The sequence below is a fragment of the Alteromonas sp. K632G genome, assembly GCF_017653625.1.
In the GTDB taxonomy this organism is placed as follows: domain Bacteria; phylum Pseudomonadota; class Gammaproteobacteria; order Enterobacterales; family Alteromonadaceae; genus Alteromonas; species Alteromonas naphthalenivorans.
In genome coordinates this window covers 130,931-155,889 of sequence record NZ_JAGGDM010000012.1, presented here as the reverse complement: position 1 = coordinate 155,889, position 24,959 = coordinate 130,931, and the positions used below count along the sequence as shown (strand labels likewise).

The following is a 24,959-nucleotide window of genomic DNA, read 5'->3' as shown; positions in this document are numbered from 1 at the left end:
AATTTCACTGAGAGGTTTGGCCTAGTTAGTGCACAAGACGTTAGTACGCAAGAGCATAGGCATTTCACAAACAATAGACCCAGAGTATTCATGGTTAGGAGTTTGCGTAGTGAAGCAAGATGAAAGAATAGAACGGTATGTGCTAGGTAGAATGACACCGAGTGAAGAAGCGGAGTTTGAAGCTTATTTTTTGTCTAACCAAGCGTGTTTAGATCAACTAGAGCTTACAGAGCGTTTGTACAAGGGAATGCAAGCAAACAGCGTAGATAAGGTAACGCCTATTCAAAGCAAACCTCGCGTGTGGAAGCAGCCAATTCCGCTTTGGGCAGCCGCCGCTGCATTGATTCTCGTTTTATTAATGCCAACGCCGTTCAATACCTCTCAGCGCTTAGCACCAAATTCCGATTTAAATGTTTATCGCTTGGAAATGGCGAATGTTCGAGCTTCAGAATTTGATGCGGTTAAGGTGACTCAATCGGACAGCCAGCTCGTGTTTGCAATTTACGTTGATACTGAAATACCTGAATTTGATTATCCCAAATATGGGTTCACGTTAACCAATCAAAAAGGAGAGCAAGTGTTCACGACAAGCGCTTTACATTTAACTTCTACAAGCGAAATTTTCATAAACATGGGATTACAGCACTTTGAATCAGGAGTATACGATTTTGAAGTGTCAGGCTACAACAATACAACAAAAACACCACTGCACAGTGGGTTAATACAATTTAATTAGTCAATAACTAGGAGCGGACCCTAATGACTTTATTCAAAAAAATGATATCAACCGTAGGACTGACATTATTACTTTTAACCTTACTTGGTTGTTCACATGAAAATAAAGAGTGCAACGATGACGATGCAGAGTGCATGCTATCGAAAATTACTGCTAGTTATGACGTCGAATTTTTAGGTAATGATATAGATACTCGCGGGGCGGATGACGCCCTTCAATCACAACGAATAAACGGGTTTGGAGCGCTAATTTTAGATAAAAGTGGCAGTGCTTTAGCGCTTGAAAATACTTGTAGGTTCGAATCAAAAAGCCAAAACACGCCAAAACCTAATATAAGTGTTGGATTTACAGGCGCTAGTGGAATTGACAAAGATAATATTGACGATATCAGCTATAGCGGAAATTGCTATCAGGTTTATGAAACGGGAAATTTTACGGTTCTGTATATACCGACTTTAGATAACCCTAAACACGGAACAGAAGGTGCTCAACCCGTGACAGATCATCCCCATTCCATGCAAATATACGTTTATCGGGGTAATCAAAATGGGATGACGTATCGTGTTTTTCATAGAGATAAGCAATTTAGTAACAATGGAGCTCATGATCACGATGGTGATGGCTCTCATTCGCATGATAAAGATTTATTCGAAGTTTTAAAACACAATACTACCCATGGTGGTGGTATAGGTACATAGGTACCGCAACCGCGAATTAGCTAGCTGTATTCTTACTTTGTAGTTGCGCTGGGCTAGAAGTTAAGCCTGGCTCAGCTTAATCCTTTTTTTATTATCCCATCATTTGTATTGTCTCCCCCCTAAAAGATAAAAAGTATTATTTAGGTGAGAGAATCATCAATGTGCATGCACTGCTCCTATATACCAATAAAAATGGATTGTGAGGGCAACATGAACGTGATGAATACTAATTACCATGCCAAATTTGGCAAGTCGCTTTTCGGTAAGTCATTGAACCGACATAAAACCGCGAGTCGAATATCCTCAATGTGTATTTTAGCAAGCTCGCTGTTTGGCTGTACTACTTTTCCTTATGTTGAAGATCCTCGCCCCGAATTCATAAGACCGTGCACTATGTGTGAGTCAAGCGACGTAGAGCTTCAGCGGGCAATGGCTTACGTCGATTACACTTACGACGGCTACCGCAGAAAGCTTTTAGAAGATGCTAAGCAGAGCCAAGACTTAAGCCAAGGCCTGATTGCTCTTGGCACAGTAACATTGGGTTTAGCAGCATTCGAGGCCAATATTGATACGTTCAAAGCGGCGGGGTTGCTCGGAGGGGGCGCCTATCATCTAGGAACGGCAAATGAAAATGTTGGCAGGCGTGCACAGTATATTGCTGGTATGCGAGCAATGGTGTGCATAAAAGATATTGTTAGCCCTATGGTGGGAATTACCAGCAATTATCAGCATATACAAGACAATGTCAAACGGCTTCGTAGCGCAATGGACGAGTACGCCATAGCGGCTGGAAACTTGACCAATAACATGAACCAACTGTTTCTTAACGATGACGCAAGCAAAAGCTTAAAGGCGGCAGCCCAAGCACAGCTAAAGGTGGTAGACAGCGACAGAGAACGGGCCGCACAGTTACTTCAAAGCACCAACACCTTGCTTGCAAAGTCTTCCACGATTGGGCCTAGGGTATTTGCGCAAGTGGATAACATTCGTGTGGCCGTTGATGAAGCCTTAACGTCAACATTGGCGAGTACAGATAGTATCGGCTCGCAAATAGCTGCATTGAGTGATTACGCACAATATTTTACGCCCGGGCTAGACTTCGCTCAAATACTACAAACCACACTCGCTAGTGAGGGAGGTTCCAATACGGATACTGTTATCAATGAAATGTTAGCGGAGTCTAGTAGTGGCCTTGATAATAATCCCAAAGGAAACGCTGAGAACGTTAAAAATGCGATTATAAGCGTTTACGAAAAAGTCATTTCTAACATCAGCGTTGCCATGGGAGAGATGCAAGCGAAGCGTCAAATTATGTTGGCAAGAGCCAGCGAATTAAATGGTTTATTGGCGATGCCCCTCAACTTAAATGAAGCTACGTTTAAATCTTGTGGTGCCCATACTGATAATATTACTACCCAGCTAACACTCGATCATTCCTCTTTAGCATTCACACAGGGCGTAATTCAAACGGCAATTGTTGAAGTATCTGGTGGAACTAAGCCTTATTCCGCACAGTTAACTAGAACGCCTAACTCATCGGTAAACGTCTCGACGGTGGCAGGAGGATCTGGAGTTATCGTTACGCTTACAGGCGAGGCAAAAGCGGGTGAAGCTTTTACGATTAAAGTGAAAGATAGCAGCACTCAGCATGCCATTATTAATGTGTCGATTACAGAGGCAGTTAAAAAAACTGAAAGTGATGCTGCGAAAGAGAAAGTTAAAGAGGCATCACAAGCAGCGTTGAAAAACTGCGAAAATAGCAAAACCAATACATGGAATGAAACCTTCGGTGTTATTGGCTACCCGGTAATGGGAACACATGCGAATGGTATTGTTTTGGAAAATCCAGCCCTACTAGGAAGTACCATTTCAGGAGAACTGGCTCTTGTTGGGTCGTTTTCTATCCCTTCAGAAACGAAAAATATAGAGGCGATTAAGAAGATCTTACTTGAGAAGCTTACCTCAGACCCCTTACTCAAAAAGCTTAATTGCAAAAACATTACCAGCAACGATTATCTTACGCCTCACCCCAGTTTAAACAATGCCTTAAGTTCAACATCTGATGTTTGCGAAGCCGATGACGATGTAGGAAGGCTGAAATGTGCATTACGCACGCCAATGGAAGCTGGAGATTGCGGTGACGATTTTACGTTAGCCTATTCTGATTTTAGTGAAGGTGTATTAACCGTAACACTGCGTGACCTAGATTCAATCTGTCCAACACTTTATGTAGATAAAGTAGAGGATTTAGCCGCTCAAGCAAAAGTGACGATTAACAAATCACTTCAGCGGTTTACAGGGGCAAATACATTAAGATACAGCGATTTGAAGTTCAGTAATCATGAGGAAATAAAAGCCAAGATTGAAATTTTACAAGAGGGGAAAGTGCAATGAGCTATATAAAGGTTATCGATACTGCAAAGAAATCAAAGTACGACCAAGGCAGTGCGGTCGCATTAATACGCCGTATCCGAAAAAATTCACCCGTTGAGCACTATCTTGTAAGTTGTTTTCATCTATTTGGATTATTAGCGACAAACGTAAAGCAGCCTTGTCAGCAGGCCACCATAGAGCATGGCGGAAACGTTATTGCGCACTATAACGATATTTGCGGAAGTATCGCCCCGCTAGGTACTGATACATGGAGCTTCGATGTGGCGTTTGCCAAAGTAGAGCCAAAGAACCTCGAGCTTGCAAGCAAGGCTATTCCCGGTCCAGTACCAACAAAAATACTGTATTACATGGATGAATTACCAAAGACCGCCATCATGCACAGCCCGCGTGGCAAAGTCACTCTATCCAATGTATGTGCTAAAAGAGGTAATCAACAAATTGTTACCTATGGGCCTGAACTTAGCCGTCTGCAGGCAGTTCATCGCCTTATTGCAAGCTACGATGGAGAGACCATGGCTGGTGATAGTGGTTCACCTGTTCTTAGCGATGATGGAGAAACACTATTGGGCATGCATATCGCTGGGAATGGGAGTAAGGGCTATATGCTTCCTGCTGTTGATTTTATTCAAAATGCCAACCGGTTTATTCCTAAATTTAAAAACGATATTTTATCTTTAGATTTGTGAGGTGAGTTATGGATTATCTTGATACCGCTATAGTGCTGACCTTAGTGATCATTACCGTTGCTGAGTTTTCAGCACTGACTACAGATAAGCTCATGTCTATGATTGGCTCTCGAACCCGTGGCTACGATTATTGGTGTGAATGTGTAGTTGAAGAAGTCCGGTTGTCTTTAATACATGATGTCGATTTTACTGCAGCACAAAGCGCACATGTGCTAGAAAAGCTTAATACCTTAATGGCATATGAGCGTGAAAAAGCAAAGCCATATTTAAATAGGTCAGTATTGTTGAATAATATTTTATCGTCCGCCAGTAAAGTATCAGCACCAAAAAAGGCTGATAAATTAGCGCAAGTATTACCCGATAGAATCGCAAAATGTGATCATAGTGCCACAAGTCGATTTCGTTTGAGGACAGGCGTTAAAGTCGCATGTGTTGCCACCATTGTTGCCTTGGCATTAAATATCAGCAGCTTGTCATTGATAAATGAGCTTGAAAGTACTGATGCCGAAGATATGACCCTTCTTCAAAGTCAAATTGAGAGTTTAAACACTAGGCTTGAGGCAGAGGACGACCCGACTAACGCAGGGGCGATAATGATTGAGTTAAGAAGTAGGTTAAATCAACGCTCTGATTTAGAGAGTAAAACATTTTCAGTTGGACCCATAGCGCCAGGTATAAATCGAATCTCTATTGAATGGGTTTTTGGCTGCGTATTGACAGGATTCCTCGCTGGGTTAGGTGCGCCATTTTGGCGTCAACAATTAAGCAGGCTAATGACGCTGAAAGACCTTAAAGAGCAAGTTCCAGTAGATAAAACGGCGGGTCTTAATGATAGCGAGGTGCCAGAGAATCAATGGGGGGACGCCTCAGTCGGCGACGCTTCACTCAATGAATCTGCAATCAAAGACTCCGCAATCAAAGACTCTGTAATAAATGTACCTTCCGGTGTAACCGGAAAATTCATTCCAACAAATATAAATTGGGACCCTTTAAGCAATCAAATTGACTTGGACGTCATTGCACAAGGGAAGCCAGAGCGCGTATACACGCCTGAAGAATTAGTGCATACATTACGTTTAAGATTGGCCCCTCAATATAATGCAAACCTTGCAGCGGTAAATATAAGACCAGAATCACTAAAGAAATTGGCGCCCAGTTTTTTTTCCAGTAACTAAAGTAAGTTTACGGCATAGGCTGCTTCATTTAAACATGACAGTTGCGCACCTTTGAAGTTCGCCTCTAATGTGTCTTGATGGCGAGTGGTGATTAATTCAAAGGTGCATCGAAGCCTGGAACAAGCGCTATGGCCTATTCACACTTCTCAGCAGCGACTACTGTTATTTCAACTAACAAAGCTTCACGGGCCATATCTGCGGTAACGCAAGCGCGAGCAGGGGCATGGCCTTCTGGTACCCAGTTATCCCATACGGCGTTCATCTCGGCGAAGTATTCCATGCTTTTAATGTAAATAGTGGCTGATAAAATATGCTCTCTATCGCTACCCGCTTGTGCTAGCAAGGTATCCACTTTATCTAACATGGTTTGGGTTTGTTCGGCAATACCTTGGGTAGCATCTGCGCACACTTGGCCGCATAAATAGATGGTGCCGTTATGTTTTACTATACGGCTCATACGCTGTTTTGTTTCTATTCGCTCTATGGTCATTGTTTGAGTGTCCGTGCTTTTAATCTTGAAGTTTCAATGGTTTATTCTTTATCTTTACAAGCTTGCTGAATTTCATGCTCTAACGCTTCTGTATCAGCAAGTTGTTCAAACATGTCGCGAATTGGCGCGCCTTCAATCAAACCTACGAGTGTACCTAATACAAAACCACGGTGCACGTTATCTCCTCCAACATTGGCGTTGGCTGTGAGTGCTTTTTTTCCACCTTCTGCGTAGCAATAAGCAAAATACAGCACACTGGGCCATGCATCAGAAATGTAGCATGCAGGAGAGAATTGACGACCCACAATTTCGATATCACTTTTATTCTTGGCAACCAGCTTTGCCAAAGATAGATGATTCCCCCGTAGGGCAATATCTTCAAGTATGTCTTGAGGCGATTCGTCCGTGCGGTAGAGCAATCGATATAGCAGTTCGACATAATAATCACAAACTACACCTAGCGCGTCACTGGGGTGCGTTAAATACAAGTGGCTTCTGCATAGATTTTGAATATCATCCAGTTTTTCACCTTTTAGGGCGCAAGTGAGCGCTAAAGGCCCAATGGTAACAAGGCCACCTATAGATGCCGTATCGTGAGTCACTGCGCCGCACTTATCGGCAGGTTTACCAGCTACTAGATTTGCAAAAAAGCCTCTATGATACGATTCCGCGTAGGTGTCTGGGTGAGCTGGCTTATCTGCGCTCAGCAGTTTAATGTACTCATCTAAAAAAGCAGCTTGTTGATAGTCCGGTACTGAAGCGTTAAGTAGCACTCTTGCACAATGCGCATTCAGCGTATTTTCTCCGGCTTTCATGCCTTGATGGTAATGCTGATTAGCGCCAGTCCAATAGTGTCGTTTACCCTTTAAAATAACGTCGCCTACAATGTTTTTCTTTTCCTGCTTAGACGCTTTGGACCGGCCCCCTTCGCTGGTGGAATGCAAAGACATAATAGAGGAGGGATGAAATGATGGTGCGTCTTCAAATTGCTGAATGCCGCCGGGGAAATCTTTTAAAATGTCCGCTGGGTTATAATACCAATGTACTGGCATTGCCAAAGCGTCAGCAATAAATGCATTTTTAAGCGCCGCTATTGCCCGTGATTTATGTAATTCAGATGGCACTGAGTCTTCCCCTTAATAGCTAATATACCCATCGGTTTCAATATAAAATCGATGAGCAAAAAACATTGAATGATCTAAGGGTTTTGTACGTATTCTGCGTGAATATTGATCGCAGTGTAACGATTGCAAAAGCCATTTGCTAAAAAGTGGCAGCCTCATTACTATTCGTTGTTTTGTTTTGGTTTAAGTTTGAAATTGAAGGGTAAGAATATGCATGCATCGCCATCAAGTACTGTGGGGAAACCCTTAAATTTTCTTTTATATGTAGAACAAAATTACTCCTTCGACATACTTCATCCCATACACAATGAAGCGATAAAGCAAGGTCATCAGGTTAAATGGTTGGTGGTGGGAAATGATGCGTCCAAACACTTTTTACACGAAAACGAGCAGGCATTAGCTTCCATTGAGCAAGCGATAAGCTTTAAACCTGATGCGGTGTTCGTACCCGGCGATAGAGTGCCAAATTTCATTCCCGGCATTAAAGTGCAAGTTTTTCATGGTCTTAATGAAAGTAAGCGAGGTAATGTTTATCCTGAACGTGGGCTGTTCGATTTATATTGCACAGAAGGGCCTGAACGCACGGGTACATTAGCACGCAGTAATAAAGGCCATTACAATGTGGTTGAAACCGGGTGGGTAAAATTAGACTCATTATTTCAATATCAATCGAAAGAACATTTCGATAAACCACAGGTGCTATTTGGTTCTACTTTCTCTGCATCCTTGTCTTGCGCCGAATTCGTCTATGATGAGGTTAAACGGTTGAGTCAAAGCGGGAACTGGCAGTGGTTAGTGACACTGCACCCGAAAATGGCCGCCTCTACGGTTGAAAAATACAAAGCGTTAGAAAGTGAAAACTTAATGTTTTTTGAAAATAATCAAGTCATCGAAGCGTTGCACAGAGCGGATGTGATGATTTGTGACAATTCCTCTATTTTTCAAGAATTCTTACTTTTAAATAAACCTGTCGTGACGGTAAATAACCGCGACCCGCTCGATTGTTTTATTAACATTACAGAAAGCGATGCGCTAGAAGGTGCAATAAAACAAGCGTTGGCACCTTCGCCCGAACTTATCGATAGCATTCAAAAATACGGGCCATCAATTACCCCCTACCTAGACGGAAAGTCGTCACAACGGGTGGTGAAAGCGGTTGAAGAAATGGTGGGCAGTAATTGGGTTGATAAAAAACCTAGAAACCTATTAAGAAACTTCAAAATTAGAAAGAAACTCAACTACTGGAAGTTTTGATAATGGCAGTGAGTTAAAACGCTGAGTTTGTCGCGCTGGGTTTGTCGCGCTGGGTTTGTCGCGCAGTATAGGCATCGTTAACTTGAAGTTCAGCATAACAATATAAAACTATCTTCATACATATCAATGTTTTATTTCAATAGGTCAGTTCAAAATTGATAGTTGTAGAGCAAAGATATTGTGGCGTACTATAGTGCTTTCCCTTTTTCGACATTAAGACTTTTCTATGTATCAAGATTTTCAAGCTGAGCTTTCATGGGCCAGTTTACATATGCCGCGCACTCGTGACGCTATTTCCTCTCTTCCCAGCTTAGACGGCATTAGGTTAGCCTGTAATATGCACCTAGATTTAAAGATGGCCCCATTGGTTGAAGGGTTATTATCGCGTGGGTGTGAGGTTTTTCTGACAACTTGTAATCCCACTACAGTTCAAGATGATGTAGTAAAGTATCTGGTAGATAAAGGGGCAACGGCGCATGCATGGCGAGACATGAGTAACGCCGATTGGTCAGATTCTTTTGATAAAGCCTTGGCTTGGAAACCCACACACTTGTGTGAAATGGGTGCGGATTTAACCACACGTTTGCATGAAAAAGTGCAATCGAATGAAACGGTTCCGAGTATTGTTGCGGGTTTGGAGGCTACAGGTTCAGGCATTACGCGGTTAAACGGTATGCAGCCTGAATATCCTATTTTTAACTGGGACGATTTACCCGTTAAAGAAGGTTTACACAATCGTCATATGGTGGGCTTAAGCGCATGGCAAACGTTTTTCCAAACCACACATCTTACCCTGCATGAAAAAGTAGTAGTGGTCATAGGTTATGGTTTAGTGGGGCAGGGCGTGGCGGCATCTGCAAAGGCTTTTGGTGCACAAGTACAAGTTGCTGAACTCGACCCTGCTCGCGCGCTACAAGCTAAGTATGATGGCTGGCCAGTGGTTGATTTGGGCAATGCGGTAAAAGATGCCGATGTTATTGCCACTGCCACGGGTGGTTACGGCGTGGTAAGTGCAAAGCACTTGGATGCGATGAAAGAAGGTACCTTTATATTAAATGTTGGGCATGTGGCGCAAGAAATTGACGTGCCATATCTTAAAGAAAATGCCAATCACAGCGAACCCATGCCTTATGTGAATGCTTATACCTTGAATGGCAAAACCCTATTCTTACTGGCAGATGGCTCTATGTTTAACCTTACCGCAGGCTATGGTGATAGCTTAAATGCTTTCGACGTTACCTTGGCGGTAATGGCAGCTGGTATTGGGCATATTGTCGGGGAAGGTAGTACCCACAAAAATGGCTTATATTTACTACCTGAAAAGGCATGGAAGACGGCGCTTTAGGGCGCTACCCCTTATTATGCTGATGATAGGTTTATCGAAGTTATAAGGGGTTCTACCTTCTGGGGCTGCGTAATATAATTCCTCAATCGTTACCAGATTGACAAAGTTCGCTATAGAAAGAGCAAGCGAGTAGAATGCTTTTGCGCTAACATACTCTTAACATATAAGCGTAATACGCTGAATTAGTGTTTCTAACCGTTATTGCGGCTATGTTTACCATAGTGTTGAGTCTGCATTTTTACATTGCTTTTTTCAATACGAAGTGCCTATTTTTCTGAAGTGGTGCTACGTAATTTGTGGTGCTTTTTCCTTGTTGACCATGGTGCCCAATCCGTACTTTCTTAATAATGCTTTCTACTCAACGTCTAAGTACTACACAGGCTTAAAGTTTGGAGCATTATTCCAGTTGTGGGGGGCATGGATTTTAGTACTGGCCGCCTATTGTATTTTTATACTCGTGAGAGTGTTTAATCGACAACGCATTAGGCAAGAAAATAGTAATACAAATACGGTGTTATTGCTGTTGGTAGCAAATATCGTGTGAGTGATTACAGGCCTTTGCGATACGTTCACTGGTATTCAGGTGGTTGATTTACCGCCGTTGAGTTGGATAGGCTCATTTTCGGTTACTTCATGTATTGCGTGGGTGTTGGTTTTACATATAGATGATCTTTATGAAGAAAGGCGGTTGCTGAGTAACCGCCTTATGTATGACCATTTAACCCAAGCATTCTCACGCAGTTATTTGGAGATACGTTTAACGGAAGCTGTGAACCTAATGCGACGTGGGGAGTTGAGCGGGCTATCGGTATGCGTATTTGATGTAGATAACTTCAAAAACATCAACGATCAATATGGGCATGCTAATGGTGATGCGTTGCTCACCCAAATTACAACTATTATAAAAGACAATATTCGCCAGTCTGATTGTATAGCACGGTTGGGAGGGGACGAGTTCGTTATTTTATTTGCCAGCAAACAAGATGAAAATTATGCGCCGACTACGGTAGAGCGAATTCGTGAGCGCATTGCAAAAACAGATTTCGGTAAAGGCGAGTGCACGTTTAGTACTTCTTGTTCGTTCGGTATAGTTAGTGTTATGCCAGAACAATTGACTGTAACCAATGTGGACGAAGTGCAGGACTTGGCAAACCAAATGCTATCGGGTGCAGATGAAGCATTATATCGCGCCAAGAACCAAGGCAAAAACGCGGTCTGCATTGCTACCTTCAATGATTAATATCGCCTTTATTGAACCTAGCTTGGCTCGTCCTTATCTTTATCATCTTCGCTTTTGTCTTCTTGTCCGCTTTTTTCTTGCTTAGCTTCGGTAACCATTTCGATAGTATGCTGCACCTTGGGATCGGGTAAAATCATCTGTATCAACATACCAAACACTATCGCAGCGCCTTTTTGTTTTCTGGCCCATAGATACATAAAAGCAAAGAAGCCGACAATAAAAGCGAAACCAACAAATACGCTAAGTGCGAACAGGGTATCGCTAAACAAATCCATATTGCACTGCCTTTTCCATTTCCACTTGCGTTATTCGATGCGACAAGATGCTGTATTTGTCGTACCAATTAAAATCCCTTCACTGTGCTTTAATGGTAATGTTTAAAAAAAACACAAGTGGATAAACTCATTAAGGCAATACGAATTCCTAATGAATTAGCTATTTAGCCTTTACCGTATGGCTAAATACGTTGCACTATATAAATCATAAGCACCTATCCTTCATAAACAATTAATTATAAAAAGGCTTTCAATGATGAAATTACGGCGAACACTAGCCGCTTTAGCAGTATCTATTAGCACGCTAGTTAGTCTCTCTTTTCCTGCAATTGCGTTAGAAGATTCCGTTAATCCCAAGCTTTTCGAAAAAATGGAATATCGTAATATAGGCCCTTTTCGTGGCGGTCGCTCTGTTGCCGTTTCAGGCGTTGATGGTAACCCCAACCTTTATTATATGGGGGCCGCTGGTGGTGGCGTGTGGAAAACAGATAATGCCGGTTTGTCTTGGAAACCGTTGTCTGACAAGCACTTTGAAGTAGGTAGCATTGGAGCAATTGCTGTAGCCCCCTCAGATCATAACGTCATTTATGTGGGTACGGGAGAAGGGCCTATTCGCGGTGTAACCACCAGCCACGGTAAAGGTGTATATAAGTCTACCGACGCGGGTGAAACCTGGGAGCTAGTTGGTTTAGAAAATCGTGGTCAAATTCCTAAAATTCGCATTCACCCCACCAATCCAGATATCGCGTGGGCGGCTGTTCAAGGTAATATTTGGGCACCAAATGAAGCGCGCGGTGTATTTAAAACTATCGATGGCGGTAAAAACTGGAAGCACGTACTTAACGTTAATGCCAACACAGGGGCTGCAGATTTAGCGCTAGACCCATCTAACCCGAGAGTGCTTTACGCCAGCATGTGGCACCACGGAAGAACACCATGGTTCGTAAAATCAGGCGGCGACGGTGGCGGTATTTATAAGTCCACTGACGGTGGCGAAACTTGGGATAAACTAGAAAAAGATTTACCCAAGCTTATCGGAAAGGTGGGAATTGATATTTCTGCCTCTAACCCTAAGCGCGTTTACGCCATTATTGAAGCAGACAACGGTGGCTTGTACCGCAGCGACGACGCTGGCGCGTCTTGGCAACTAATGAATGGCGACAATATTCTTAAAGCCAGAGCCTGGTATTACAATCATATTAAGGTTGACCCTAACGACGAAAACACCCTGTTTGTAATGAATGTACAGTTGCATAAATCTATTGATGGCGGCAAAACCTTTGAAATTAAATCACTGCCACACGGTGATACCCACGATATGTGGATAAACCCTGAAAACAGCCTAAATATGATTAATGCCAACGACGGTGGCGCAACCGTAACGTTTGATGGTGGAAAGTCGTGGTCGAGTATTTATAACCAACCCACTGCGCAATTTTATCGTGTAGTTACCGATAACCTGGAACCCTACCATGTCTATGGCGGCCAGCAAGATAACACCACAATGGCGACTCCTTCTTCTACCTATGATAGCGGCATTGGTATCGCCGAGCAGTTTGCCGTAGGCGGTGGTGAAAGCGCACATATCGCCTTTGATGCCGACAATCCTACGCTGATTTACGCCACCACTATTAATGGCACATTGACCGAGTTCAACAAGGATACGGGGCTTACTCGCCCTATCATGCCTTATCCTGAATACGTGTTTGGGCGCAATGCGAGAGATCAGAAATACCGTACCAACTGGAATGCGCCGGTATTGGTGTCGCAGCACGACCCGAAAACAGTGTACTACGGTACGCAGATGATATTAAAAACCACCGACAGAGGCGTTAATTGGCAAGAAATCAGCCCAGATTTAACCCGCAACGATGCCGAAAAGCAGGGTTTAAACGGCGGACCTATCACCAACGAACAAGCCGGTGCTGAATATTACAATACGGTTTTCTATATTGCTGAATCGCCAGCAAATGCAGGTGAACTATGGGTAGGTGCAGATGATGGCAAGTTACATTTAACCAAAGATGAAGGTAAAAATTGGAAAGACATTACGCCTCATAAAAAAGAAGCACAGGTTAATGCTATTGAGCTAAGCGTTCACGCTGAGGGTAAAGCCTATGTAGCTGTAACCGGCTATAAACTGAACGACTATCAGCCCTATATTTATAAAACAGAAAACTACGGAAAACGCTGGACTCGCATAGATAAAGGTTTGCCTGAAGATGCGTTTGTTCGCGTAGTACGTGAGGATAAGCAGCATGAAGGTATGCTGTTCGCGGGAACTGAAAGCGGGATGTTTGTTAGTTTTGACGATGGTAAAAACTGGCAGGAGATGGCGCTTAATTTACCGCCTGTTGCAATAACTGATATGCAGGTAAAAGGTGATGACTTAGTTGTGGCAACGCAAGGTCGTGGCTTTTGGATTTTGGACGACATAAACCCGCTGCGTGAAGTCAGTGGCTCATTACACAATGAAGCTCTGTTTCAATTTAGCCCTGTCGACGGTGTGCGCTTGTTGTCTGGCGGCAATATGAGCGGCCAACCAGAAGCGAAAAACCCTCCTCGCGGAGCAAGGTTCCGTTACTACTTAAAAGAGGAGCTTGAAGAGAGTGAAAGTCTTCGCATTGATATTTTTGATTCGAAAAATCAACTCGTGCGTACGTTATCGTCAACCGCAGATGCGTTTGAAAAGTGCGCCAAGGGTAACGAAGACGCACGTAGCCCGCTGAAGTTTACACACCCTTCAACACATGAAGGTTATAACGAGTTTGTATGGGACCTGCGACGCTCACCTTTAAACTGTATTGATAATGTGAAATTATTTGGTGGCTGGAATGGCGCCAGAGTAATGCCTGGCGACTATAAAGCGACTATCACTGTAGGCGAGCAGTCTCAGACCCGACCGTTTAAGGTACTGCCAGACCCAAGGGAAGAATCTGATGCCGCCCAATTACAAATTGTTGAGCAAAGCATTCAGGCTAGTGAAAACTTACTAAACGAGCTATTTGAGCACTTGCAAAAAGCCCGTAACGTGCGTGAAACGCTAAATGGGGTAACTGAGTCGAATGTGGTACTAGCCAGCGAAGTGTCAGCATCAATTGACCGTATTGTTAGTGCTATTGATGATTGGGAAGCATTGGTGATCCAACCTAAACACCAAACCTTTGAAGATGACATAAATTGGCCAAATATGCTCGACCGACAAGTTCGCTTTTTAATGGATAACTTCGATAGAACCGGCGCGCCAGCACAAGCTGGGGCAGTACAACGTTTAGACGATTTAGAGGCCAGATGGCAAAAGTACAAACTACAGTTAGAAATTCTATTTCGTGAAAATGTTAAGCCAGTCAATGAAGCGCTTGCTGAAAAAGGCGTGTACGATCTAGACAGTTTGTAGGCTGTTTGTGCGTACTGAATTGTACTTTGTAAAATGAAGGTACGATGAAGGTGTTCGATAGCATTATCGGCACACTTTAAACAAAAAACCGACGTTAAGTCGGTTTTTTGTTTTTTAAATTAGGCCTTCACATCTAAAAACGCTATAGCGTGAGTACACACTAATGCTCATCAAATAAAGACTTATTTCTGATGTATTTTCTCATGTAATGGTAGGTAATGGGTCTTAATAGCCAGCTACTTAATGATTTAAAAAACCGCTTATGCGTGGGCGTGTTTTCATAGATTTGGTCGTCGTGCAGCCATAGCATTTTACCCACGTGCCAAAAGTAAAAAGGGAAAGGAGGCATAAACGTTACTACGTCTAAGTCACAGCAAATACGGTATGTTTTGTGGTGTAATAGATAATTTTTATACCATGAGCGACTGCCCACTGCGGGTTGGCCAAAGGTCACTACTCGTTTAACGGCTTTCGCATTTTTTCTTTCGAAATAGTCAGCCATCAGCACGGCTACTGCGCCTCCAGAAGAATGCCCTATAAATGTAAAACGCTTACCTTGATTTTGTAGAGGCTCTAGCACTTTAACCAAAAGTTCTTGCAATGGCAGCGCTTCGTCAATCGTCTTAGTGCTTGAATACATGGGTTGATGAAGTAGTCGACTAAAGCCCCAATGTACATAGAACTTTTTGTCGACTTGTTTGATTCTAGTGGGTAGGAATACTAAATTTGCGAGCCAGTCTTTTAGTCCCAGCGAGCCCCTAAATACCACAATGGCTTCTTTTTTATTATCTACCCAAAGGATCCTGACGCTCATCCGGCCATATTTATCGACCAAGTGACGTTCGTGAAAGGGCTTTAATACTTGACGGTAATGCGCTTCGGCATCGGGGTAGGAGAGTTGGCAGAGAATGGCATATCGCTCGTATTGATAGCGCTTGAGCTTTTTCATAGACAACTATACCAACTCGCTTTACTCAGTTTTGTGAACGGATTTAATTCACAAACAATGACTCGAGTTCTAAAGCTATAGTGTTTTTGTTTCAGTGATATTACGCACAGAATAATGAGGGCGAATAAAAGAAGTCACGTAGAGGGCGGAATAAGCAGGGCGAACAAAAGAAAAAGAAGTAAATCATCATAACCAGGCTACAAAACCGCATTATTCGATGCTCTCTGGAATGCTGATACACCATTGGTTCCAGACAAAATCGTTTATGAATAGAACCGAATAATGCGCCGCGGCAAAGTGATCTAACTATATATAATTAACACTATTAATTAGAAGGGAAATACAGGTCTTCATTAGGGAGTTTTTACGTCAAACGTAACACGTCGCCACTTTATTCGTATGACAGGTGCTGGTCTATTAGTCGCTCATAGTCCGTTCTCTTTGGCTTTAGGAGGCACTCAGTCGCGGAAAAAGTTAGGTGTTGCCTTGCTAGGTTTAGGCAATTACAGCGCTAATTTACTTGCGCCAGCACTTCAGCATACCGAACATTGTGAACTGCGCGGAATAATTACCGGTACAGAAAGCAAAATTTCAAAGTGGCAGCGTAAATACGGTATTCAGGATAGTAATGTGTATACCTACGATACGATTGATGAGGTTGCGAATAACAAAGATATTGATGTTATTTATGTAGTTACGCCAACCGGTACACATAAAGATTTTGCAGTAAAAGCCGCGAACACAGGAAAGCACGTTTGGTGTGAAAAGCCTATGGCCATGAATAGTGACGAATGCCAAGCCATTATAGACGCATGTAACAAGAATGGTGTGACGCTATCTATTGGTTATCGCATGCAACATGAGCCCAACACACGCACTTTTCATCACTATTTAGAAAGCATGCCTTATGGGAAGTTTAAGAAGGTATCTAGCTTTGCTGGTTACGCTGGGCAAGGAAGAGACGCTAGCAATTGGCGAATGCAGCAACACATGGGAGGTGGGGCGCTTTATGATATGGGTGTATACGCTATTAATAGCGCTCGGTTTTTAACAGGTAAAGAGCCATTATCTGTTACAGGTAGTCATCCACCCCAGCGTTTCCCTAATAAGTTTACCGAGGTTGATGAAACCACCATGTTTACCATGGATTTCGGGAATGGACTAATGGCTGATTGTGGTACAAGCGTAGTAACAGAGTTCAACCACTTTAAAGCAGAGTGCGAACAAGGTTGGTATCAACTGAGACCAATGCAAAGCTACAATGGCGTAACGGGTATAACCTCTGATGGGAAAAAGTTTGAACCTATTCAAGGCATGCAGCAAACGCTTCAAATGGACAATGATGCTTTAGCCATACTCACCGACCGACAACCGCTAGTAACCGGGAGTGAAGGGTTAGCCGATATTCATATTGTTGATGCAATATTTCGGGCCGCACAAACAGGAAAAACGGTGGCGGTTTGATTAATAGTCAGGCACAAAAAAACCAACTAAAAAGTTGGTTTAAAAGTTTGGTACCAGTGGGCGGACTTGAACTGCCACGCCATTGCTGGCAACGGATTTTGAAAAGTTAGTGTTTGAAATAATTATTTTAAATCAGCAAGTTAAATTGTAATAATGACGCTTTGCAAATTCTTTGCATGACTAACAGCTTTTCGCAAAAAAAATGCTTAAAGCCACTTTACCCGATTCTCCTTCCCCCAGTCCACGAAGCCCCAAACAAAGGTGATGAGGTTTAGGTGGAATCCCTTTCTATCAGATTCAGATAAACGGCGTGTTTTGATCTGAAATTCCATGCCATAACAAATAAGTTGAGGTTTATTGAAGACGCTGTGATTACTGACGCCGCACGCATTCGATTAGAGTAAATGACGTTTTTTATTACCGGATTCATATGTGCCAAGAAATCAGTTCGGTAAACAGAGGCGTAGCTATGATTTCTTTGGAAAATCCATTTGTATTTTCATCGGTGCTTTCACGTTTTTCTATTAGTCCGACTTGCCATGCAAAGTCGAACCAGAAATGAAAAATATACTGGGAGGGAAATTCTATCTTTGCAAGCTCTGACAACGAATCTGCTTGATCTGGGAAAGCCTGCTCATAAAGTACCTGGTATTTTCGGTAATGTCGCCATTCAGTGCCAAGATGACGAAGCATATACAATGAGTAACCTATACTGAACTGATAGAATGCACAATCGCTCTCATTACCACTAATGTACGCCCAGTTGTACTCAGTAGCATACGTTTTAAACAGTATTTGATAAAGTTCAGTCGCAGCTGTGTTATCACCTTGCTGTATGCGCTCATAAAGTTGCCATGTTGATTTCAATGGCTTCCAGCGCCCACCGTGTTTACGAATTAATTTGGCAATCAACAAGATGCTGCGAACTACATGTAGGTTAACGAAATCGTCTTCTTTATTTATTTTGGAAACGATAAAGCTGGGAGCAAACTCTTTCATATAACTATCGAATAGCGACCGACATAAATTGCGGGGCAAATTTCCATTGGCGGTGCACTTAACTCCATCAGCCCCTAAAGCTCCTATTAAATTTACAGCTAACCAATAAACAGGGGCTGATGTAAATTTGGTAACATTCGAAAATTGCCAGCTAAGTAAATCACTGGATTCGAAAGGCTCAGTAAGTAGCTTGTGAGTTTGGCTTGGTGTGAGGTTAAGCATATCAGTATTCGGTGAACTGTTATGCTCATTCATATAGTTCTCAACAAATGCTTGGGCATCCTCAATTGAGTCAAACTGCTCGTTGGCCATGGCTTGTGATATTGCCTGATTGAGTTCAGTGGCAGGATTTGAGGTTTTCTCTTTTTCTGCATAGAAATCGGTAATACCAAATCTTGGAAGCTCTTCTATCTCTCCGTCTTCAAGCGCTTTTAACATTGCCAGGTTATTTTCAGCTAACAAGTAATCTGGATCAATTGCCAATGCTCGATGAAACGCACGTTTTGCAGACAAGTGATCGCCTAAATACATCTGACAAATTCCCAAATTGCCGCAACTTTGTACATGCTCAGGCTGGCTTTTTAACAGTAGAGTAAAGCAGTTTGCCGCTTCACTGAACTTATGACTTTCTAACAATACAACACCTTCTTCAAAAATTTCGGCGTCTATAAGGTACTGTTCCAAAGTGAGGTGTTCGGGAAGTTGCTCTCTTATCGCCTGGAGATGGAGTCTGGCAGGTTCATATTGATGAAGTTCTTCCGGTGACGCACTGTCAAGCGCATTTTGAAAAGCCGCTAAAGATTCAGCAACTGAGCCAGATTTTTCGGCACAGAGTCCAAAATTAAAATATACAAAAGCAGGTGCGTAGCCACTGTTTATTGCTTGCTTAAAAAACAAATAACCATCGGTATGATCGTCATCGATAAATACAGCTGCTAGCCCTTGAAGCGCGAAGCAAACAGGATGTCGGGGGAATTTCCTGACCGCCTTTTTTACAATGAGTCGGGCAAGTTTGTAATCTTCGTCATCAATGGCATCAAAAAATGCGTCAAGCCGCATTTCTAGTTTCGGGAAATCTTTATCAAACTTTGTCAAGTAAGTAGTCTTGAATCGCTGAATTAATGTAAAAGCATAACATGCAGAGTTTTCAATTTTGAAGCCGAATTGATTAAATAAATGCTCCGGTATAGGTATATCATGAAAATATTGCGGTCCACTCGGAAATCTATCCGTTTCATTTTTCGTCTATCGGACTATAATAAGTCTATATTTAGACCAAAGAGATTGTCATGAAAACTCAAACTGTATCTTACATGAAGGAACATGCGAATCATCTGGAATTGGATAACCCCATTTTGGTCACGCAAAATGGCAAGCCAAAGTATGTTATTCAGGATGCGAATGACTACGAAGAACAGCAACAAACTATAGCATTATTAAAACTCATAAATTTGTCAGAACGCAGAGCGCGACAGAACGGGCTATTTGATCTGGATGAAGCATTTGACGACGATTGAATACAGCATAAAAGTGACACCGGTTTTTAAACTTTGTTTGAAAAAACTGGATGCATTTTTAATCACAATGTTGCAAACGAGGCCAAGCGAGCTATTAAATCGAAAGTTAAGTCTCAACTCTCTGGAAATCCGTATTCTGCGCCTCATAGTGACAGGCTCCTGGAGTTAGGGTTAACCGAATACAGGCAGCTTCTTGTCGATAGTCATAATGTGGTGCTTTACCGAGTTGAAGAGTCTACAAAGACAGTCATTCTTCTTCTAGTTTTTGATTCTAGACAAGACCTGAAAAAGCTTTTGTTTGAAGTTAATTTACTCGTCTGATTTACCCCAAAATAATAGAACAGGATAAATACTGATCCCCCGTTAATGGGGTAGAGCCCAGAACGACGCTGATTTCAGACACAAAAAAACCGACTCAAAAGTCGGTTTCAGTATCTTTTTCTAAAAGAAGAATATGGTACCAGTGGGCGGACTTGAACCGCCACGCCATTGCTGGCAACGGATTTTGAATCCGTCATGTCTACCAATTCCATCACACTGGCTTGGATAGGTGTGCTATCGCTAAGTGGTGCATTATAGCGATGCAGCGCTCGCATACAACACTTTTTTTAGCTTAAATGTCTAAGTGCTGAAAGATTATCCAATTAGCGCTTCGGGATGGCTCCTACCAGCGCTGAATCGTCCAGTTAATCGCTATGATGGCGATGACAGATGAAAGCAGTGGCATTAAGGTTTTTGCATAAAATGCAAAATGACGCAGCCACAGCAACAAGGGTAGTAATACTGCCACAATAGCTAACTGACCCACTTCCACACCAATATTAAAAGCAGCCACACTAAGTACCAGGTTATTTGACTGCGCATTTAAATCGGCAAACACGCTGGCGAACCCCATTCCGTGTAATAAGCCGAAGGCAAAGGTGATAATGCCTAATCGCACGATGAGCGGATAGATATTATTAAGAGCAGTCAGCAGCACTGAAATAGCGATTCCAAGCTCGACTAAACGGCTATCCAACGCAATAAAATTCAGGGCGGTAGCGGTCAGGGTAATAGAGTGCGCTAGCGTGAACGCACTGACTAATATTACAGTGTGCTTTAGTATTCGAGAAGTTGAAGGCTCTTTTTGCCACTGTTTTTGCTCTCTTACCAGGTTAACGGTAAGCAAGGTAGCCACTAAAAACAGGATATGATCGATACCAATGAAGATATGCCATACACCTTCGTACACTAGCGAAATGAACAATGCGGTTAGTGACGTAGTGCTAGCATCGAATGTAACGCTGCGGCTATCTGTATCAAGTACGCTGGTAACAGATGTGTTATCTGAAGTGCTTTTTGAACTGCCTTGTGAACGACTTCCTGATTGATCAGCAAGGTTTACGTTTACAAGCAGCTTATGGGTAGGGCTATGTTCAAAAATACCATCGTAGTGAATGCCCAATGTACCACCTGATTCACACATAACTTGAATTGGTGAGACCAAGTAAGAATCGCCGGAAACACTTCTAATATTTGGCATGCTAAGGTTAATTTCACAGGGCGAGTCATCTACTCTAATACTTAGCACTTTCGTTATATAGCGCTCTAACAAGGGCTGATTTTGATGAATCTCACCCCACGTCAGTGCGCCATTGCCGTTAGTGTCTAGTCCGGCTACTTGCCCAATATCATCAGGCTTTAATAACAATTCGCCGCTATAGGTATTTTCTTCACCCGCGTTAAGGGTTAAATACCCGCTACTCAGTTCGTGGGCGTTTACTACGCTTGCGTTCATAACTAAAAGTGACAAAAAAAGAATAACTACAAGTGCTTTCATATATTTTCTTTAATTCAATGTCGATGATGTGGCAACAGCGCTTTCGGCCCGTGCCAGTAACCTAGCGTCACTTCTTGTTTGTGCTGCTTGCCAGTTTATCCTAGCGAATTTCAGGGCTATAGCGGGTTTATAGTCAATATCTAAAAAGTAACTAGCTACTTGCGCTGCATGAGACACATCTTCCCGCCAAGTACGTAAGGCCATTCTATCAGCTAATTGCTTTTGAATTTCAGTATCATGAAGACTTATTTGCCGTTCTGCTTTTGCCAAGCGAAGCAATAAGCCATCGTCTATGTTCTTTTCTGTACTGTTGGAATTGCGATGAGCTGCAGCCTGAATTGCTGTAAGCCTTTTAATCACATCTTGAGATTTTGAAAGTTTGAGCTTAGCGTCAGACCATAGCAATAGTGCGCTTACGGGCAGTTTTTGTGTGTCTATTTTGTTCAGGTGTGAAAGCGCAGTCTCGGGTTTATCTAGGGTGTAGGCCATTGCCGCCAAGGTTTCGTAATACCACAGGCGTTCGCTCGCGCCCCCTTGCTTGATGCTAGTGTTATTAGCATTCATTTTTTCTACACGAGATTTTTCAGCAAATGCCTCAAGGTTTAGTAGTTTCTCGTAGCTAGCACTATTAGTATTAAGTGTGAATTCGGCGTTTAAAATACATGTGAAAGCCAATAGATAACTGGTTTTGCCAACTAATTGTTGGCAGTGTTTTTTGGCCGCTGCGGGGTTGCCTTGCTGAATGTTAATGTCTGCTAGTAGCAGTAAAGCAGGTGCATAAAGGGGCGTTTTTATTTCGTTTAAAATAGCTTCAGCTTCGCGAAATTGATGGGTGCCTTGCAGCACCTTGGCCTCTAACACCATAAGTTGCGTTTGCGCACTAGCTGAAAGGGAGCGTTTTTGCTGTTTTTGATAATGGATGAAGCGAATCACCTGTTGTCTTTCATTACCTGTGGCATCGGGATAACGGCTTTGACTAAGCACTGTTTGTGCTTGTGCTATGGTCATTTTTGCTTGAGGCTGTGCACTCCATGTGGCGATTACTTTATTGCTAGGAATATCACCTGATTTAACGCTAAGTGACGCTGTATCATCAAATGCCAGCGCTGATGAGCATAATGTAGACAAAGCGCTAAGTGCGATAAGCCGAGCCATTAATTTCATAGTATGAACTCCTAGGGTAGATAAACGTAAAGTAAACAAACTTAAGAAAAAGCAGCGCCATCCCTGGCGCTAGTGCTATTTATTGCTGAGGTAGTAAGTCATCAAAACTGCTTTGCTCAGCATCCTGAGTGAACGCTCTTCCGTTAATAGGAAGTGGGTCATCAGTCGCTTCTTGATTAAATGCATCTCGTGTATAGCTTGAAAACGAGACTTGCTGCGCTTCAATGGTGATAGTCACTTCGCCCGTGTCAGCATCGGCTACGCCGTCAGATACGCTGAAAACAAAAGAATCAGTTCCGGTAAACTGCGCATTCGGCGTATAAGTAAAATCACCGTTTGCTGTTACCGTTGTGGTTCCGTTTTCGCTGTCTGTGGCTAGCGTATAAGTTAAAGCATCGCCATTAGCATCACTTGCACTGAGCATTTCGGTGAACGCAATATCAGCCTGGGTAGTAAACATGGCATCTTCAGCTACCGGTGCCACGTTTACTTCTGGCTTATCATCGTCACTGTCAAAGCATCCAGTAAGCGCACTTACTGCGCCTACCAAAACTAAGCCTCTTAAAAGAGCGTTGTTCATAATCATCACTCCTTATTCAGAACCCGCAATAGGGGTTTTAAGGTAAGGGAACGACGCATCGGTCATGCTGGCATCAACTGGCGCGCCATCAGTGAATGGAACATTACCTACGCTTGCATCTTCTTCAGTACACAAGCCTAAATCAGTATCTTCACCATTCACTGGAATGGGATAACATAAGCGACCCATCACAACGCGTAGGGCAATATCTACCACATCATCGCCAGGTCTTCTTCCGTTCGGGAAGCCAGCTAAATCGTCACCTGCCACACCGAATGCAGATTGGTCGGCTGCAGGCGTTGCTGGAATGCCTGTATTTAACCGAAGCATTTCCGACGCGGTAACTGAGGCCTGTTGGTTAACACCAGGGAAACCTGTTAAGAATGCAGCAACTAAATCATTTCTTGGGAAATTAGTTGGCGCTAACGTTTCTATTGATGTTCCTAACGTAGTATTAACCGCATCTTTGAATAAGATATTCAGCAACTCTGGTAGGGCAGGGTGGGTGACATAATCAGCGAACTGACCATCATCACTAGGATGTGCGCTAGAGAACGTATCTTTATCGCCAATACCAATAACAAGTTCGTTAACCAATGGGCTACCTAAACGAGATACTTGGGTCATCGCGCCGCCATTAACTTCTGGCGATTCAAAGGATGCATCAGGGTTTAGGATACGTGCTTGTGGAAGGCTGGCTGTTGTCCAACTGCCCACTACGCCATTACCGTCGCCAGTAACACATGCTGAAGGTACTTCAACAGAAATTGAGGTCACATTTTTATCGGCTAAGTCATCGTTATCATCGCTTTGGGTAATACCGCCTGGAAAGCCAGCGCCATCACCTGCGCCAGGGGCGCTGTCGCCTTCAACCGGAACGTAGTTAACCAAATCAAAAGTTTTACCCAGATTTACCACAAATGGGTCTTTACGTTGACCCACAAATACCTTAGCCATGTCATTACAGCCTGGTATCGAGAATGAATAGATAAAGCTTTCTGCATAGCGGGCGTATTCTGCTTCGCTGGTGAAGGTTTTATTACCAATGTAATCAAGCGGTTTGGTAAACCTATCACCTGCACTTGGCGTTAGCGTAGTACGCTCACCGCTTTGTATGTCGCCAGAAACCATAGTTAAGCTATACATTTCTGAGAAGTTAGCGGCGCTTTGATCGTCTGCACTAACAGGGCCAATGTTCTTTAATGGCACTTTCACCATTTTTTCTTCGCCAGCTGCGCCAATAGGTAATGCAATGCCTTCGTTTTCGGCGGCAAGCATAGATTGAAACTCAAAAACGAAACTAATGTCTTCAACTGCATCGCCATCGCTGTCGATATGTATAGTATATTGCGCGTTTGGATCCATGGCGAAATAATTAGGGCCGCCATAGGCATCTTGCAGTGGAATGTAATTTGCGATGAAAGTAACGTAGCCCTCACGCCCTTCTTCGTAGCTATTAAATGCGTAAAAGTCGGTACTGTCTAAAGCTGGATGACGTGTAATGTTAGGCGCTTCTCGGTGACTTGAAGCCACTGCGCCTGCGGCAATAAGTGCGCAAGAAACTGCAACTACTGAACGTTTAATCGAAATCATATTATGTCTCTTAGTGAGTGAGTTCATAAAGCCAAACGATTCGGATGTGCAGTTGGATGC

At 43.0% G+C, this 24,959-nt stretch carries 20 protein-coding genes and 1 tRNA gene; 11 read left to right on the top strand and 10 right to left on the bottom strand.

The window, feature by feature from the left end; all coding sequences use genetic code 11:
- Nucleotides 1-109: 109 nt before the first annotated feature.
- The 5 genes from J5X92_RS13205 to J5X92_RS13185 all read left to right on the top strand — a co-directional run bounded on the left by J5X92_RS13205 (nt 110) and on the right by J5X92_RS13185 (nt 5,689).
- Nucleotides 110-736: a hypothetical protein gene (locus J5X92_RS13205; RefSeq protein ID WP_208805919.1), complete on the top strand. Its 627-nt coding sequence runs from the start codon at nt 110-112 to the stop codon at nt 734-736.
- A 23-nt stretch (nt 737-759) separates the two neighbouring features.
- Nucleotides 760-1,434 carry a hypothetical protein gene (locus J5X92_RS13200; RefSeq protein WP_126873085.1) on the top strand — a complete coding sequence of 225 codons (675 nt, stop codon included), beginning with the start codon at nt 760-762 and terminating at the stop codon, nt 1,432-1,434.
- 216 nt (nt 1,435-1,650) lie between these two features.
- Nucleotides 1,651-3,828, top strand: coding sequence for a hypothetical protein (locus tag J5X92_RS13195; protein WP_208805918.1), 2,178 nt, complete (start codon nt 1,651-1,653; stop codon nt 3,826-3,828).
- Entirely contained in the window at nt 3,825-4,514 is a 690-nt protein-coding gene (locus tag J5X92_RS13190; RefSeq protein ID WP_208805917.1) for a hypothetical protein, read from the top strand. The genes J5X92_RS13195 and J5X92_RS13190 overlap by 4 nt, the downstream gene beginning before the upstream one ends.
- 8 nt (nt 4,515-4,522) lie before the next feature.
- Nucleotides 4,523-5,689 (top strand): hypothetical protein, encoded by a 1,167-nt coding sequence (locus tag J5X92_RS13185; RefSeq protein ID WP_208805916.1) that lies wholly within the window; start codon nt 4,523-4,525, stop codon nt 5,687-5,689.
- A gap of 133 nt (nt 5,690-5,822) precedes the next feature.
- Here the strand turns inward: J5X92_RS13185 and J5X92_RS13180 are convergent, their stop codons facing one another.
- Both J5X92_RS13180 and J5X92_RS13175 read right to left on the bottom strand, forming a co-directional pair.
- Nucleotides 5,823-6,179, bottom strand: coding sequence for a RidA family protein (locus tag J5X92_RS13180; RefSeq protein ID WP_208805915.1), 357 nt, complete (start codon nt 6,177-6,179; stop codon nt 5,823-5,825).
- A 41-nt stretch (nt 6,180-6,220) separates the two neighbouring features.
- On the bottom strand, nt 6,221-7,303 hold the full coding sequence (locus J5X92_RS13175) for an ADP-ribosylglycohydrolase family protein (RefSeq protein WP_208805914.1): 1,083 nt from the start codon (nt 7,301-7,303) through the stop codon (nt 6,221-6,223).
- A 210-nt stretch (nt 7,304-7,513) separates the two neighbouring features.
- Between J5X92_RS13175 and J5X92_RS13170 the strand changes: the two genes are divergently transcribed.
- The 3 genes from J5X92_RS13170 (at nt 7,514) to J5X92_RS21095 (ending at nt 11,142) form a co-directional block, all read left to right on the top strand.
- Nucleotides 7,514-8,557 (top strand): CDP-glycerol glycerophosphotransferase family protein, encoded by a 1,044-nt coding sequence (locus tag J5X92_RS13170; protein ID WP_208805913.1) that lies wholly within the window; start codon nt 7,514-7,516, stop codon nt 8,555-8,557.
- A 226-nt stretch (nt 8,558-8,783) separates the two neighbouring features.
- Entirely contained in the window at nt 8,784-9,902 is a 1,119-nt protein-coding gene (locus J5X92_RS13165) for an adenosylhomocysteinase (protein WP_208805912.1), read from the top strand.
- Between the two features lie 544 nt (nt 9,903-10,446).
- A complete protein-coding gene (locus J5X92_RS21095) occupies nt 10,447-11,142 on the top strand; it encodes a GGDEF domain-containing protein (RefSeq protein ID WP_348272398.1) in 696 nt (231 codons plus the stop codon).
- Nucleotides 11,143-11,159: 17 nt separating this feature from the next.
- Here the strand turns inward: J5X92_RS21095 and J5X92_RS13155 are convergent, their stop codons facing one another.
- Nucleotides 11,160-11,417 carry a hypothetical protein gene (locus J5X92_RS13155; protein ID WP_208805911.1) on the bottom strand — a complete coding sequence of 86 codons (258 nt, stop codon included), beginning with the start codon at nt 11,415-11,417 and terminating at the stop codon, nt 11,160-11,162.
- Between the two features lie 253 nt (nt 11,418-11,670).
- Here J5X92_RS13155 and J5X92_RS13150 point away from each other — a divergent pair, with 253 nt between their 5' ends.
- Nucleotides 11,671-14,814 (top strand): glycosyl hydrolase, encoded by a 3,144-nt coding sequence (locus J5X92_RS13150; protein WP_244360749.1) that lies wholly within the window; start codon nt 11,671-11,673, stop codon nt 14,812-14,814.
- 160 nt (nt 14,815-14,974) lie between these two features.
- Here the strand turns inward: J5X92_RS13150 and J5X92_RS13145 are convergent, their stop codons facing one another.
- Nucleotides 14,975-15,763, bottom strand: a complete 789-nt coding sequence (locus tag J5X92_RS13145) for a thioesterase domain-containing protein (protein ID WP_013782764.1) — start codon at nt 15,761-15,763, stop codon at nt 14,975-14,977.
- A 399-nt stretch (nt 15,764-16,162) separates the two neighbouring features.
- Here J5X92_RS13145 and J5X92_RS13140 point away from each other — a divergent pair, with 399 nt between their 5' ends.
- Complete coding sequence (locus J5X92_RS13140; protein ID WP_013782765.1) at nt 16,163-17,227, top strand: Gfo/Idh/MocA family oxidoreductase; 1,065 nt, start codon at nt 16,163-16,165, stop codon at nt 17,225-17,227.
- A gap of 426 nt (nt 17,228-17,653) precedes the next feature.
- Here J5X92_RS13140 and J5X92_RS13135 read toward each other — a convergent pair whose 3' ends face one another.
- Nucleotides 17,654-19,321 (bottom strand): tetratricopeptide repeat protein, encoded by a 1,668-nt coding sequence (locus J5X92_RS13135; protein WP_208805910.1) that lies wholly within the window; start codon nt 19,319-19,321, stop codon nt 17,654-17,656.
- Nucleotides 19,322-19,515: 194 nt separating this feature from the next.
- On the opposite strand from J5X92_RS13135, the gene J5X92_RS13130 reads away from it, so the two are divergent.
- On the top strand, nt 19,516-19,743 hold the full coding sequence (locus J5X92_RS13130; RefSeq protein WP_013782767.1) for a type II toxin-antitoxin system Phd/YefM family antitoxin: 228 nt from the start codon (nt 19,516-19,518) through the stop codon (nt 19,741-19,743).
- 455 nt (nt 19,744-20,198) lie between these two features.
- On the opposite strand, the gene J5X92_RS13125 is transcribed toward J5X92_RS13130, so the two are convergent.
- From J5X92_RS13125 to J5X92_RS13105, 5 genes are all read right to left on the bottom strand, one after another.
- Nucleotides 20,199-20,285 (bottom strand) — tRNA-Leu (locus J5X92_RS13125).
- A gap of 122 nt (nt 20,286-20,407) precedes the next feature.
- On the bottom strand, nt 20,408-21,562 hold the full coding sequence (locus tag J5X92_RS13120; RefSeq protein WP_013782769.1) for a HupE/UreJ family protein: 1,155 nt from the start codon (nt 21,560-21,562) through the stop codon (nt 20,408-20,410).
- 9 nt (nt 21,563-21,571) lie between these two features.
- Nucleotides 21,572-22,726: a hypothetical protein gene (locus J5X92_RS13115; protein WP_013782770.1), complete on the bottom strand. Its 1,155-nt coding sequence runs from the start codon at nt 22,724-22,726 to the stop codon at nt 21,572-21,574.
- Nucleotides 22,727-22,805: 79 nt separating this feature from the next.
- A complete protein-coding gene (locus J5X92_RS13110) occupies nt 22,806-23,306 on the bottom strand; it encodes an Ig-like domain-containing protein (RefSeq protein ID WP_208805909.1) in 501 nt (166 codons plus the stop codon).
- Between the two features lie 12 nt (nt 23,307-23,318).
- A complete protein-coding gene (locus J5X92_RS13105; RefSeq protein WP_208805908.1) occupies nt 23,319-24,899 on the bottom strand; it encodes a DUF4331 domain-containing protein in 1,581 nt (526 codons plus the stop codon).
- Nucleotides 24,900-24,959: the final 60 nt, after the last annotated feature.

Bases quoted from the DNA above. Each gene is read 5' to 3' on its own strand.
- J5X92_RS13200 (WP_126873085.1), top strand. From the start codon at position 760: ATGACTTTATTCAAAAAAATGATATCAACCGTAGGACTGACATTATTA.
- J5X92_RS13190 (WP_208805917.1), top strand. From the start codon at position 3,825: ATGAGCTATATAAAGGTTATCGATACTGCAAAGAAATCAAAGTACGAC.
- J5X92_RS13185 (WP_208805916.1), top strand. From the start codon at position 4,523: ATGGATTATCTTGATACCGCTATAGTGCTGACCTTAGTGATCATTACC.
- J5X92_RS13180 (WP_208805915.1), bottom strand. From the start codon at position 6,179: ATGACCATAGAGCGAATAGAAACAAAACAGCGTATGAGCCGTATAGTA.
- J5X92_RS13170 (WP_208805913.1), top strand. From the start codon at position 7,514: ATGCATGCATCGCCATCAAGTACTGTGGGGAAACCCTTAAATTTTCTT.
- J5X92_RS13165 (WP_208805912.1), top strand. From the start codon at position 8,784: ATGTATCAAGATTTTCAAGCTGAGCTTTCATGGGCCAGTTTACATATG.
- J5X92_RS13155 (WP_208805911.1), bottom strand. From the start codon at position 11,417: ATGGATTTGTTTAGCGATACCCTGTTCGCACTTAGCGTATTTGTTGGT.
- J5X92_RS13150 (WP_244360749.1), top strand. From the start codon at position 11,671: ATGATGAAATTACGGCGAACACTAGCCGCTTTAGCAGTATCTATTAGC.
- J5X92_RS13145 (WP_013782764.1), bottom strand. From the start codon at position 15,763: ATGAAAAAGCTCAAGCGCTATCAATACGAGCGATATGCCATTCTCTGC.
- J5X92_RS13140 (WP_013782765.1), top strand. From the start codon at position 16,163: ATGACAGGTGCTGGTCTATTAGTCGCTCATAGTCCGTTCTCTTTGGCT.
- J5X92_RS13130 (WP_013782767.1), top strand. From the start codon at position 19,516: ATGAAAACTCAAACTGTATCTTACATGAAGGAACATGCGAATCATCTG.
- J5X92_RS13120 (WP_013782769.1), bottom strand. From the start codon at position 21,562: ATGAAAGCACTTGTAGTTATTCTTTTTTTGTCACTTTTAGTTATGAAC.
- J5X92_RS13115 (WP_013782770.1), bottom strand. From the start codon at position 22,726: ATGAAATTAATGGCTCGGCTTATCGCACTTAGCGCTTTGTCTACATTA.
- J5X92_RS13110 (WP_208805909.1), bottom strand. From the start codon at position 23,306: ATGAACAACGCTCTTTTAAGAGGCTTAGTTTTGGTAGGCGCAGTAAGT.
- J5X92_RS13105 (WP_208805908.1), bottom strand. From the start codon at position 24,899: ATGATTTCGATTAAACGTTCAGTAGTTGCAGTTTCTTGCGCACTTATT.